Below are 12,955 nucleotides of genomic sequence, written 5' to 3'. Positions count from 1 at the left end.
TAAAAAACCCCCTCACCGGGAGGGGGTTAGCAAGAAAAACGAACTCAGTGCCAGCAGAAATGATGCACAACTTGTGTAATCAGTTCACGCGTCGGTTTGATAAAACGCGTCTCAAGATATTCATCCGGTTGATGGGCCTGATTAATGGAGCCTGGGCCAAGCACCAGCGTCGGGCACAATGTTTGAATAAACGGGGCTTCGGTGCAGTAGTTAACGACCTCGGTTTCGACGCCGAGCAGTTTCTCCACCACGTCCACCAGTTGGTGGTCCGGCGGACATTCGTAGCCCGGAATAGGCGGGTGCAGTTCTGAAACGGTCAGGCGACCTGGCCAGCGGGAACTGACCGGCTCCAGTGCATCATTAAGCAGGCCGTTTAAATCATTCAGCGTCATGCCCGGCAGCGGACGGATATCCATATGTAGCTCGCAACACGCGCAGATACGGTTTGCCGCATCACCGCCATGAATATGACCCAGGTTGAGGGTGGGATAAGGCACGGTAAATGCCTCATAGTGATAACGCGCTTTCAGGCTGTCGCGCAGTTGCAGAATATGGCCAATAGCATCGTGCATGAGCTCAATTGCATTCACGCCGCGCGCCGGGTCGCTGGAGTGTCCGGACTGCCCCAGGATACGAATTGCATTAGAGATATGGCCTTTATGCGCGCGCACTGGTTGCAGCGATGTCGGTTCGCCGATAATGGCACAATCCGGGCGCAGTTGGGTGTTTTCTGAGAAATAGCGGGCACCCGCCATGCTGGTTTCTTCATCGGCTGTTGCCAGCACATACAGAGGCTTGCTCAGTTTTGTCACATCGACGTCACGCAGTGCGTCGAGAATGAAGGCAAAAAAGCCTTTCATGTCGGCGGTGCCCAGACCGTAGAGTTTGTTGTCATGCTCGGTCAGTGTGAAGGGGTCGCGCGTCCAGCGCCCATCATCAAAAGGCACGGTATCGGTATGGCCGGTTAACAACAGCCCCCCTGCGCCAGTGCCTGCGCTGGCGAGCATATTGAATTTATTGCGTGTGCCGGGCACAGGTTGCACTTCAACATTGAAGCCGAGGTCGCCAAACCATCCTGCCAGCAGATTGATTAAAGACGCATTGCTCTGATCCAGTGCTTCTTCCGTTGCGCTGATCGACGGTGTGGCTATCAGGGCGCGGTAAATCTCGATAAATGGCGGCAAATTCATTTTCATTGTTGACATACCTGAGTTCGTGATAGTATCAATATTCATGCACTAAATGTGAATAAAAATACATTAATGTTGAGCTTAAGGGAACCCATCCGGCGACTTGGCTCAGCGACGCGGGATTGACGCCTGGTCTCTCCCTGACACACATGACGTAAGAAGGTAAACCGCCCCAATGTTGAACACATTAATTGTGGGCGCCAGCGGTTACGCCGGCGCAGAGCTAGTGACCTATGTAAATCGCCATCCTCATATGAACATAACCGCTTTGACGGTTTCTGCGCAAAGTAATGATGCAGGAAAATGTATCTCCGATTTACATCCGCAGTTGAAAGGCATTGTTGATCTCCCGTTACAGCCGATGTCCGATATTGGTGAGTTCCTGGAAGGTGTGGATGTCGTCTTCCTGGCGACAGCGCATGAAGTGAGTCACGATCTGGCGTCGACATGCCTGGCGGCGGGTTGTGTGGTGTTCGATCTCTCCGGCGCGTTCCGCGTTAACGATCCTGCTTTCTACGAAAAATTCTACGGTTTCACGCATCAGCACGCCGATCTGCTTGCACAGGCGGTTTATGGGCTGGCGGAGTGGAATCACGAGCAATTGAAAAGCGCACAGCTGATTGCCGTGCCGGGGTGTTACCCGACGGCGGCGCAGTTGTCATTAAAACCGCTGATCGATGCTGGCGTGCTGGATCTGAATCAGTGGCCGGTGATCAACGCCACCAGTGGCGTGAGCGGAGCCGGGCGCAAAGCGGCGCTCTCCAACAGTTTTTGCGAAGTGAGCCTGCAACCGTATGGCATTTTCAACCATCGTCACCAGCCGGAGATCGCCACGCATCTCGGTACGGATGTGATTTTTACCCCGCACCTGGCGAGCTTCCCGCGCGGTATCCTGGAAACCATTACTTGCCGTTTAAAAACGGGGGTCACCCAGGCGCAGGTCGCTGAGCTGTTTAAACAGGCTTACGGCGATAAACCGCTAGTCCGCCTCTATGACAAAGGGGGTCCGGCGCTGAAAAACGTGGTGGGACTGCCGTTCTGCGATATCGGCTTTGCCGTGCAGGGCGAACATCTGATTGTCGTTGCCACGGAAGATAACCTGCTGAAAGGCGCGGCGGCACAGGCAATGCAATGCGCAAATATTCGTTTCGGCTATGCTGAAACCCAGTCACTTATTTAAATGAACAGGCGTGATGATGAATCCATTAATTATTAAGCTCGGTGGCGTACTGCTGGATAGCGAGGAAGCGCTGGAACGTTTGTTTACCGCACTGGTGCACTATCGCGAATCTCATCAGCGCCCGTTGGTTATTGTGCACGGCGGCGGTTGCGTGGTGGATGAGCTGATGAAACAGCTCAACCTGCCGGTGAAAAAGAAAAACGGTCTGCGCGTCACACCAGCGGACCAGATCGATATTATTACCGGAGCGCTAGCTGGCACGGCAAACAAAACGCTGCTGGCATGGGCTAAGAAACATCATCTTGCCTCCGTCGGTCTCTATCTCGGCGACGGTGATAGCGTAAAAGTGACGCAGCTTGACGAAGAGCTGGGACATGTTGGCCTGGCGCAGCCGGGTTCGCCGACACTGATTAACGCGCTGCTGGATGGCGGTTTCCTGCCGGTTATCAGCTCCATTGGCGTAACCGACGAAGGCAAACTGATGAATGTCAATGCGGACCAGGCAGCGACGGCGCTGGCGGCAACGCTGGGTGCAGACCTGATCCTGTTGTCTGATGTGAGCGGCATTCTGGATGGCAAAGGCCAGCGGATTGCCGAAATGACCGCGGCCAAAGCGGAGCAACTGATTTCGCAGGGCATTATTACCGATGGCATGATCGTGAAAGTGAACGCGGCACTGGATGCTGCCCGTACGCTCGGCCGCCCGGTGGATATCGCTTCCTGGCGTCACGCCGAGCAATTACCGGCGCTGTTTAACGGTACGCCGATTGGCACGCGTATTCTGGCGTAATCCATGATGTGCCCGATGGCGGTTACGCCTTATCGGGCCTGCGTGAACTGAACCTGTAAGCCGGATAAGCACAGCGCCATCCGGCAGTGAAATTCAAGAAATTAAGGAAGCATATTATGGCACTTTGGGGCGGGCGTTTTACTCAGGCAGCGGATCAACGGTTCAAACAGTTCAACGACTCTTTGCGCTTTGACTATCGCCTGGCGGAGCAGGATATCGTTGGCTCTGTGGCCTGGTCTAAAGCGCTGGTGACGGTAGGTGTTCTGACCCCGGTGGAGCAGCAGCAACTGGAAGAGGCGCTGCATGTGTTGCTGGAAGAGGTGCAGGCTAACCCGCAGCAGATCCTCGAAAGCGACGCTGAAGATATTCACAGCTGGGTGGAAGGCAAGCTGATCGACAAAGTAGGTCAACTGGGTAAGAAGCTGCACACCGGGCGCAGCCGTAATGATCAGGTTGCAACCGATTTGAAACTGTGGTGCAAAGACACGGTCAGCGAGCTGCTGGTGGCGAACCGCCAGTTACAGAGCGCGCTGGTGGTGACCGCAGAGAATAATCAGGACGCCGTGATGCCGGGCTATACGCACCTGCAACGCGCCCAACCGGTGACTTTTGCACACTGGGCGTTAGCTTACGTGGAGATGCTGGCGCGCGATGAAAGCCGTTTGCAGGACACGCTGAAACGCCTGGATGTGAGTCCGCTGGGCTGCGGCGCGCTGGCGGGCACGGCGTATGAAATCGATCGCGAGCAACTGGCCGGCTGGCTGGGTTTTGCTTCTGCGACGCGCAACAGCCTGGACAGCGTTTCTGACCGCGACCATGTGCTGGAACTGCTCTCTGACGCGTCTATCGGCATGGTTCACCTGTCGCGTTTCGCCGAAGATCTGATCTTCTTTAACTCCGGTGAAGCGGGCTTTGTTGAGCTGTCAGACCGTGTTACCTCGGGTTCTTCATTAATGCCACAGAAGAAAAACCCGGATGCGCTGGAGCTGATCCGCGGTAAATGCGGTCGTGTACAGGGCGCGCTGACCGGCATGATGATGACGCTCAAAGGCCTGCCGCTGGCGTACAACAAAGATATGCAGGAAGACAAGGAAGGGCTGTTCGATGCGCTGGATACCTGGCTTGATTGCCTGCATATGGCGGTACTGGTACTGGATGGCATTCAGGTGAAACGCCCACGTTGCCAGGAAGCTGCACAGCAGGGTTATGCGAACGCCACTGAACTTGCGGATTATCTGGTCGCCAAAGGGGTGCCGTTCCGCGAAGCGCATCATATTGTGGGTGAAGCAGTGGTGGAAGCGATTGCTCAGGGCAAACCGCTGGAAGAGCTGGCGTTGGCCGACCTGCAAAAATTCAGTGCGGTGATCGGTGACGATGTCTATCCGATTCTCGCGTTGCAGTCATGCCTTGATAAACGTGCCGCGAAAGGTGGCGTTTCTCCCACTCAGGTAGCGCAGGCGATTACCGATGCGAAAGCGCGGCTTGTCTGAGGTGAGTGGATGAACAGGGAGCCTGGCTATACGCCGGGCTTTTTTATGCAAAAAAAAAAGCGGACACGGGGTCCGCAAAAGTTCACGTTGGCTTTAGTTGTTCAGAGAAACATAAGGGTAGGCAGTCTTCTCAAGGGGTCAGTTGAGGTCCCGCTTCGTTTCTGACGCTAATTATTAAACAGAATGCTTGATAGGGATAATCGTTCGTTGCTATGCTATCTATCGCCATGAACTATCGTGGCGACGGAGGATGAATAATGAATATTCGTGATCTTGAGTACCTGGTGGCGTTAGCTGAGCACCGCCATTTTCGCCGTGCAGCCGACTCCTGCCACGTCAGCCAGCCCACACTGAGTGGGCAGATCCGCAAACTGGAAGATGAACTTGGCGTGATGCTGCTGGAGCGTACCAGCCGCAAAGTGTTGTTTACCCAGGCCGGGTTGTTACTGGTGGATCAGGCGCGCACTGTACTGCGCGAGGTCAAAGTGCTGAAGGAAATGGCAAGCCAGCAGGGGGAGACGATGTCCGGCCCGCTGCATATTGGTCTGATCCCAACCGTTGGACCTTACCTGTTGCCGCATATTATTCCAATGTTGCACCAGACCTTCCCTAAGCTGGAAATGTATCTGCATGAAGCACAGACGCATCAACTGCTGGCGCAGTTAGACAGCGGCAAGCTTGATTGCGCAATCCTGGCGCTGGTGAAGGAAAGTGAAGCCTTTATCGAAGTACCGTTGTTCGATGAGCCGATGATGTTGGCAATTTATGAAGATCATCCGTGGGCGAACCGCGAGTGCGTGCCGATGTCTGATCTGGCCGGTGAAAAATTGCTGATGCTGGAAGATGGGCATTGTCTGCGCGATCAGGCGATGGGCTTCTGCTTTGAAGCCGGTGCGGATGAAGATACGCACTTCCGCGCGACCAGCCTGGAAACGCTGCGTAATATGGTGGCGGCTGGCAGTGGGATTACGCTGTTGCCAGCCCTGTCGGTACCGCGCGAACGCAAACGCGATGGTGTGGTGTATCTGCCGTGCATCAAACCGGAGCCGCAACGTACCGTTGGCCTGGTCTATCGTCCGGGATCGCCGCTGCGCAGCCGCTATGAGCAGTTAGCAGAGGCCATTCGTAGTTCGATGAATGGCCACTTTGATAACGCGTTAAAACAGGCGGTTTAAGCCATTTAGCGCCGCTACCCGATAGGCTTCCGCCATGGTTGGGTAGTTAAAGGTGGTGTTAACGAAGTACTCGATGGTGTTACCGCCACCTTTCTGTTCCATAATCGCCTGGCCGATATGAATAATTTCGGCCGCGCGCTCGCCAAAGCAGTGAATACCGAGGATCTCTTTGGTTTCCCGGTGGAACAAAATCTTCAGCGTTCCCACGTTCATCCCGACGATTTGCGCCCGTGCGAGGTGTTTAAACTGTGCGCGACCCACTTCGTACGGTACTTTCATTGCGGTAAGCTGCTGTTCGGTTTTCCCCACCGAGCTGATTTCCGGAATGGTATAAATCCCGGTCGGGATATCCTCAATCAGATGCGCGGTTGCTTCACCCTTGATCATCGCTTGCGCGGCAATACGCCCTTGATCGTAGGCTGCAGATGCGAGGCTTGGGTAACCAATCACATCCCCCACGGCATACACGTGCGGCAGGGCAGTCTGGTACATACTGTTGACTTTCAACTGCCCGCGCCCGTCTGCTTCAAGACCGATATTGCCCAGTTGCAAACTGTCGGTGTTGCCGGTGCGCCCGTTGGCGTAGAGCAGGCAATCCGCTTTCAGTTTTTTACCGGATTTCAGATGCATGATCACGCCATCATCCAGTGGCTCGATGCGCTCGTACTCTTCGTTGTGGCGAATCACCACACCGCTGTTCCAGAAGTGATAGGAGAGCGAATCCGACATCTCCTGGTCGAGGAATGCCAGCAAGCGATCGCGCGTATTGATCAGGTCGACTTTGACGTTCATTCCCCGGAAGATTGATGCATATTCGCAGCCAATCACCCCGGCGCCATAGATGATCACATGACGTGGCTCATGGTGCATATCCAGAATGGAGTCGCTGTCATAAACGCGCGGATGGGTAAAGTCGACGTCCGCCGGATGGTAGGGACGTGAACCGCAGGCAATAACAAATTTTTCGGCGGTGAGTGTTTCGACGGTACCGTCGTGACACTCCAGCGCCAGTGTGTGATCGTCAACAAAATGAGCGTCGCCTTGCAGGATTTCACAGCGGTTACGCTCATAAAAACCCTGACGCATGCGTGTTTGTTGGTTAATCACGCTTTCAGCATGGTTCAGGATATCGGCGAAAGAGGAGCGGAGAAGGCGGGAATGGTCACTGTAGAGCGGATTTTGGTTAAATTCGATAATACGGCTGACCGCGTGGCGTAGCGCTTTCGATGGGATGGTGCCCCAGTGCGTACAGCCGCCGCCAACATTATGGTAGCGCTCAATTACTGCGACCCGCGCCCCCTGTTTAACCAGACCCATAGCAGCACCTTCGCCGCCGGGGCCGGAGCCTATTACTATTGCATCATAATCGTAGGAATGTGGCATGGTAAGGCTTACCTGTTCTTATACATAAAAACAACATAATACTAACATCAAAGCGGTGATAACCCAATTATCGTTGTGCTTTTTTCAGGGGTAAGAGAAGAAACCGCCCGTAAACAATCAGTCACAATCCAGTACAATCGGATTAGATTTATTCTCTGGTATAGTGCCAGCAGGCCATTGGAAGGATTCAAACATCGTGATGGGTGTAAGAGCGCAGCAAAAAGAAAAAACCCGACGTTCGCTGGTGGAAGCGGCATTCAGCCAACTTAGTGCTGAACGTAGCTTTGCCAGCCTGAGCTTGCGAGAGGTTGCCCGTGAGGCGGGCATCGCGCCGACTTCTTTTTATCGCCATTTCCGCGACGTGGATGAACTCGGCCTGACTATGGTGGATGAAAGCGGGCTGATGCTCCGCCAGTTGATGCGCCAGGCGCGTCAGCGTATTGCCAAAGGCGGCAGCGTGATCCGTACTTCCGTGTCGACCTTTATGGAATTTATCGGCAATAACCCCAACGCGTTCCGATTGCTGCTTCGTGAGCGCTCTGGTACATCCTCTGCATTTCGCGCCGCGGTGGCACGTGAGATCCAGCATTTTATTGCGGAACTTGCTGATTATCTTGAACTCGAAAATCATATGCCGCGCGCGTTCACCGAAGCACAGGCGGAGGCGATGGTAACCATTGTTTTTAGTGCCGGCGCAGAAGCGCTGGATGTGGGCGCAGAACAGCGTCGGCAACTGGAAGAGCGACTGGTGCTACAACTGCGGATGATTTCCAAAGGCGCGTATTACTGGTATCGCCGTGAACAAGAAAAAATAGCGCATCAAACCGATGAGTGAAGGATGAGTGATGAAACAGTCAGGTCAAGATAAAGGTACGTTGCTGCTGGCGCTGATCGCTGGCTTGTCAATTAATGGCGCGTTTTCGGCTATTTTCAGTTCGATTGTGCCGTTTTCCGTCTTTCCGCTGATTTCACTGGTGCTGACGGTCTATTGCCTGCATCAGCGCTATCAAAATCGCACGATGCCTGTTGGCCTGCCAGGGCTTGCCGCTGCCTGTTTTATCCTCGGTGTGTTGCTGTACAGCACCGTGGTGCGTGCGGAATATCCCGCTATTGGCTCCAATTTCCTGCCCGCTGTGTTGTCGGTGATTCTGGTGTTCTGGATAGGTTACCGCCTGCGTAACCGTAAACGCGACGAAGCGTCAGAGTAACGTAGCCCCCTCTGGCGATGAGGGGGACAACATGGGGCATTATTTCCGGGTGAGCAGCACACCGCACTCCATGTGGTGCGTGTACGGGAACTGATCGAACAGCGCCAGACGCGAAACCTCATGCGTCTGGCTTAATGTTTCCAGGTTCTTACACAGTGTTTCCGGATTGCAGGAAATGTACAGAATGCATGGGTACGCCTGCACCATCTTCTCGGTTTCTGCATCCAGCCCACTGCGCGGCGGATCGACGAAAATCGTCTCACACTGATAACTCTTCAGATCGATACCTTGCAGACGGTTAAAGGCCCGGACGCCATTCATCGCTTGGGTGAACTCTTCTGCCGACATGCGGATAATCTGCACGTTATCAATATGATTTGCCGCAATGTTGTATTGTGCTGCTGCCACTGAGGGTTTCGCGATTTCCGTGGCCAGTACACGATCAAAATTGCGTGCCAGTGCCAGCGAAAAGTTACCGTTGCCGCAGTACAATTCCAGCAGATCGCCCGTTGAATTGCGGGTCACGTCCAGCGCCCATTCCAGCATCTGGATGTTCATTGCCGCATTAGGCTGGGTGAAGCTGTTTTCTACCTGACGGTAGATCATCTCTCTGCCGCCAACCGGCAATCGCTCGTCGATATAATCCCGATCAAGTTCGATTTTGGTCTTGGTGGCGCGGCCAATCAACTGCACATTCAGGTTTTGCGTACGTAGCGCATCGCGTAAACGCGTCGCTTCTGCATGCCACTCCTCATCGAGTTTTTTGTGATACAGCAACGTAACGACAGCCTGGTTACTGAGGGTGGTCAGGTAATCAATCTGGAACAACTTATGGCGCAGCGTTTTGTTGCCGCGCAGTGCGCCGATCATCACTGCCATAAGTTGGTTAATCAGCTCGCTGGCCGCCGGGAAGCTGTCTACGCGGATCCGGGACTTTGTCTGCTGATCGAAGATGATGTGGTAAAGATCGTCGCCGTCATGCCAGATACGGAACTCGGCACGCATGCGGTAATGACTGGTCGGTGAGCGGAACACCTCCGGCAACGGCGCTGAAAATGGCGTCATCATTGATTGCAGACGCACGACTTTCTCGGCCAGCTGGGCTTCGTACTGTTCTGTCGGCAGGTGTTCGGGAGTCATGATGTTTCCTGAGAGATTAAGAATAACGCGGGGATTGTAGGTGTTGCGTACGGGATGTCCAGCCCCGGATGTTTTCTAAATACTCTCTTAGCAGTCTGGACATCCATATGTAACCGAATGTAGCATCCATGTTCCGGTCCTGTGAGTTAAAAGGGAACCCAGTGTAAATCTGGGGCTGACGCGCAGCGGTAAGGATCAGGTGAGATGGTCGCGCAAGCAGACACTGCCATAGGTGGGAAGTCGCCGTCTCGTTATACCCCCAAGCCCGAAGACCTGCCGGAATACGTCGCATTTGGTGACATCATCGCGTGCTATTGATGGAACCTGCGGCATCCTTTTACTTTGTGGATGCTCTCACAATGATTAAAAAAGCTTCGCTGCTGACGGCGCTCTCCGTCACAGCTTTTTCCGGCTGGGCGCAGGATAGCGGCTCAGACAATTTGGTGGTGACAGCAAACCGTTTCCAACAACCCGTCAATACCGTACTGGCACCGACAGAAGTTGTGACCCGTGAAGATATTGATCGCTGGGGAGCCAGAACCTTAACGGATGTGATGCGCCGTTTGCCGGGTGTCGATGTGGCTGAAAATGGCGGCATGGGACAAACCAGCTATATTTATATCCGCGGTGCGGAAGCGCGCCATACGCTGGTATTGATTGATGGTATCCCGTTGGCGAAGTCCGGCATTACCGGTATTGCTGATTTCAGCCAAATCCCTGTTTCTTTGATTGAACGTATCGAGATGATCCGTGGGCCGCGCTCTGCGGTCTATGGCGCAGATGCGATTGGCGGCGTGATCAACATCATCACCCAGAACGACACGCCGGGCGGCAAAGTTGAGGCTGGCATCGGTTCTAATCATTATCAGAAATACGATGCGACGGTTCGTCAGAAACTGGGTGAAGATACACTGGCAACCGTAGCGGGTTCCTTTACTGATACGCGTGGCTATAACATTCGCCCGCAATCCACTTACTCTGTGGATAGCGATCGCGATGGTTTCCGTAATAAAACCTTCTGGGCGGGTCTGAATCATCAGTTCAATCAGGAGATTTCAGGGTTTGTGCGTGGCTACGGGTATAGCAATAAAACGGGCTATGATGCGGGCTACACCGATGGTGGTGATGAGCGTCAGGTTTATAACCATACCTATGAAACCGGGCTGACTTACAGTGGCGATGTTTTCTCTTCACAACTGACCGGCAGCTATCAGCGCTATAAAGACTACAACTATGCCGGGCCGTTAGGATTATACAACGAGGGTACCTCGCTGGATGATATGACGCAGCGTAACCTGCAGTGGGGCAATAGCCTGGCGCTGGGTGCGGGGACGGTCAGCGCCGGTATTGACTGGCAGCAGCAGAAGTTGACCTCAGCAGATAACGACTACAGCAACAAATATAAGCGGAATAACACTGGTTATTACCTGACGACGCAGCAGAAGCTCGACACCGTGACGCTGGAAGGCTCTGTGCGTGGTGATGATAACGATCAGTTTGGCTGGAATGGTACCTGGCAGGCCGCGGCAGGCTGGGAGTTTGTACCGGATTACCGTTTTACCGTGTCTTATGGTACTGGCTTCCAGGCACCGACGTTGGGGCAACTCTATGGGCAAGAGCGTCTCTTTATTCTCTCTAACCCGGATCTAAGTGCAGAAAAATCTCGCCAGGTTGAAGTGGGGCTGGAAGGCCTGACCGGGCCGGTTAACTGGCGCCTGTCTGCTTATCAGAACAAAATCAAGAACCTGATCGACTACTACTACGATGACGACACCTTTTTGGGCACCTATTACAATATTCAATCCGCGACCATCAAAGGGGTTGAGTTAACGGGTAGCTTTGACACCGGTGTGGTGAGCCATCGTATTACGCTGGGTTATCTTGATCCGCGCCGTGACAGTGATAATGAAGTGCTTGCCCATCGCTCGCGGCAGCAATTCAAATATCAACTGGACTGGACGATGTTTGGCCTGGATATGGATGCTGCGTGGCAGTACTTCGGTAAGAGCTACGATAACAACACCAACCAGTTTGCTGATACGCAGCGTCGTATGCCGTCTTACAGCCTGGTTGATCTTTCTGCTTCATATCCAGTGACCTCAAACCTCACAGTTCGTGGTAAAATCGCCAACCTGTTCGATAAAGATTACGAGACAGTTTATGGCTACCACACTGCAGGACGGGAATACACCTTGTCTGGCAGCTACACCTTCTGATGCGCGTCCTACCGTCCTGGTTTTTGACTCCGGCGTCGGTGGGCTATCCGTTTATGATGAGATCCGGCATCTCCTGCCGGATCTGCATTACATCTACGCATTTGACAACGTTGCTTTTCCATACGGGGAAAAGAGCGAAGCGTTCATCGTTGAGCGCGTTGTTGAAATTGTCACGGCTGTTCAGGCGCAATATCCACTCGCTCTTGCCGTTGTCGCCTGTAACACCGCTAGCACCGTTTCGTTGCCTGCGCTGCGCGAAAAATTCAGTTTCCCGGTTGTTGGCGTTGTTCCGGCCATAAAACCTGCTGCACGTTTAACGGCGAACGGCGTGGTGGGGCTGTTGGCAACGCGGGGAACGGTGAAGCGTCCTTATACGCACGAACTCATCTCGCGTTTCGCCAATGAGTGCAAAATTGAAATGCTGGGCTCGGCGGAGCTGGTCGAACTGGCGGAGGCAAAATTGCACGGCGAACCTGTTCCTCAGGAAGAACTGCGTCGTATTCTGCGCCCGTGGCTGCGGATGGCCGAGCCGCCAGATACCGTTGTGTTGGGGTGTACGCATTTTCCATTATTGCAGGAAGAGTTGTTGCAGGTATTGCCGGAGGGTACGCGGCTGGTGGATTCCGGCTCAGCTATTGCGCGCCGTACGGCCTGGCTGCTCGATCATGAAGCACCGGATGCAAAATCGTCTGATGACAATATTGCTTATTGCATGGCGTTAACGCCTGAGACTGCGCAATTGTTGCCCGTCTTGCAACGCTATGGCTTTAAATCGCTCGAAAAACTGGCGCTTTAGGGTAGGTTTGAACAAAAAAGAGACGGTTGATAACTTTTTTTAAATTAGGGGTTGTCAGCCGGAATTAACTCCCTATAATGCGCCACCACTGACACGGCACAACGGCAAACACACCGGCCTGTCAGGTGAAGAATTCTGAAAATATTCAGTTGACTTCGCAGCGGGAAAGCGTAATATGCACACCCCGCGCCGCAGCGAAAACACAGCGGCACTGCTCTTTAACAATTTATCAGACAATCTGTGTGGGCACTCAAAGTGACATGGATTCTTGACGTCCACGGACGCTAAATGAATACCAAGTCTCACGAGTGAACACGTAATTCATTACGAAGTTTAATTCGATGAGCATCAAACTTTTAAATTGAAGAGTTTGATCATGGCTCAGAT

Annotated in this window: 11 protein-coding genes and 1 riboswitch; of the genes, 8 read left to right on the top strand and 3 right to left on the bottom strand. The window is 53.5% G+C overall.

The annotated features are described in order from the left end of the window. Positions 1 to 44 precede the first annotated feature (44 nt). Positions 45 to 1,196: an acetylornithine deacetylase gene (gene argE, locus GA0061071_RS18895; protein WP_061499287.1), complete on the bottom strand. Its 1,152-nt coding sequence runs from the start codon at positions 1,194 to 1,196 to the stop codon at positions 45 to 47. Positions 1,197 to 1,365: 169 nt separating this feature from the next. Here argE and argC point away from each other — a divergent pair, with 169 nt between their 5' ends. The 4 genes from argC to oxyR all read left to right on the top strand — a co-directional run bounded on the left by argC (position 1,366) and on the right by oxyR (position 5,825). Continuing rightward, positions 1,366 to 2,370, top strand: a complete 1,005-nt coding sequence (gene argC / locus GA0061071_RS18890; RefSeq protein WP_088237044.1) for an N-acetyl-gamma-glutamyl-phosphate reductase — start codon at positions 1,366 to 1,368, stop codon at positions 2,368 to 2,370. A 13-nt stretch (positions 2,371 to 2,383) separates the two neighbouring features. Continuing rightward, positions 2,384 to 3,160 (top strand): acetylglutamate kinase, encoded by a 777-nt coding sequence (argB, locus tag GA0061071_RS18885; protein WP_088237045.1) that lies wholly within the window; start codon positions 2,384 to 2,386, stop codon positions 3,158 to 3,160. Between the two features lie 116 nt (positions 3,161 to 3,276). Next, positions 3,277 to 4,650, top strand: coding sequence for an argininosuccinate lyase (gene argH / locus GA0061071_RS18880; protein WP_061499274.1), 1,374 nt, complete (start codon positions 3,277 to 3,279; stop codon positions 4,648 to 4,650). Between the two features lie 257 nt (positions 4,651 to 4,907). Continuing rightward, positions 4,908 to 5,825, top strand: coding sequence for a DNA-binding transcriptional regulator OxyR (gene oxyR / locus GA0061071_RS18875; RefSeq protein WP_061499271.1), 918 nt, complete (start codon positions 4,908 to 4,910; stop codon positions 5,823 to 5,825). Here the strand turns inward: oxyR and sthA are convergent. Further along, positions 5,808 to 7,208 carry a Si-specific NAD(P)(+) transhydrogenase gene (gene sthA, locus GA0061071_RS18870; RefSeq protein WP_061499268.1) on the bottom strand — a complete coding sequence of 467 codons (1,401 nt, stop codon included), beginning with the start codon at positions 7,206 to 7,208 and terminating at the stop codon, positions 5,808 to 5,810. The two genes, oxyR and sthA, sit on opposite strands and share 18 nt — an antisense overlap. A 196-nt stretch (positions 7,209 to 7,404) precedes the next feature. Here sthA and fabR point away from each other — a divergent pair, with 196 nt between their 5' ends. Together fabR and GA0061071_RS18860 are read left to right on the top strand one after the other, a co-directional pair. Beyond that, positions 7,405 to 8,043, top strand: a complete 639-nt coding sequence (gene fabR / locus GA0061071_RS18865; protein WP_061499265.1) for an HTH-type transcriptional repressor FabR — start codon at positions 7,405 to 7,407, stop codon at positions 8,041 to 8,043. Positions 8,044 to 8,053: 10 nt separating this feature from the next. Then, complete coding sequence (locus GA0061071_RS18860) at positions 8,054 to 8,416, top strand: YijD family membrane protein (RefSeq protein WP_061499262.1); 363 nt, start codon at positions 8,054 to 8,056, stop codon at positions 8,414 to 8,416. A 39-nt stretch (positions 8,417 to 8,455) separates the two neighbouring features. On the opposite strand, the gene trmA is transcribed toward GA0061071_RS18860, so the two are convergent. Then, entirely contained in the window at positions 8,456 to 9,556 is a 1,101-nt protein-coding gene (gene trmA, locus GA0061071_RS18855; RefSeq protein WP_088237046.1) for a tRNA (uridine(54)-C5)-methyltransferase TrmA, read from the bottom strand. A gap of 117 nt (positions 9,557 to 9,673) precedes the next feature. Beyond that, positions 9,674 to 9,851, top strand: a riboswitch (cobalamin riboswitch). A 64-nt stretch (positions 9,852 to 9,915) separates the two neighbouring features. Between trmA and btuB the strand changes: the two genes are divergently transcribed. Both btuB and murI read left to right on the top strand, forming a co-directional pair. After that, the gene (gene btuB, locus GA0061071_RS18850; protein ID WP_061499256.1) at positions 9,916 to 11,772 is read left to right on the top strand and encodes a TonB-dependent vitamin B12 receptor BtuB; all 1,857 of its coding nucleotides are present in this window, start codon (positions 9,916 to 9,918) and stop codon (positions 11,770 to 11,772) included. Further along, positions 11,717 to 12,568: a glutamate racemase gene (gene murI, locus GA0061071_RS18845; protein ID WP_061499254.1), complete on the top strand. Its 852-nt coding sequence runs from the start codon at positions 11,717 to 11,719 to the stop codon at positions 12,566 to 12,568. Before btuB ends, murI begins: the two co-directional genes overlap by 56 nt. The last annotated feature ends 387 nt before the right edge of the window (positions 12,569 to 12,955 follow it).

It is taken from the genome of Kosakonia oryzendophytica, from assembly GCF_900094925.1.
Classification (GTDB): Bacteria; Pseudomonadota; Gammaproteobacteria; order Enterobacterales; family Enterobacteriaceae; genus Kosakonia; species Kosakonia oryzendophytica.
The sequence above is the reverse complement of the archived record's forward strand: the minus strand, read 5'-3'. Positions and strand labels throughout refer to the sequence as shown.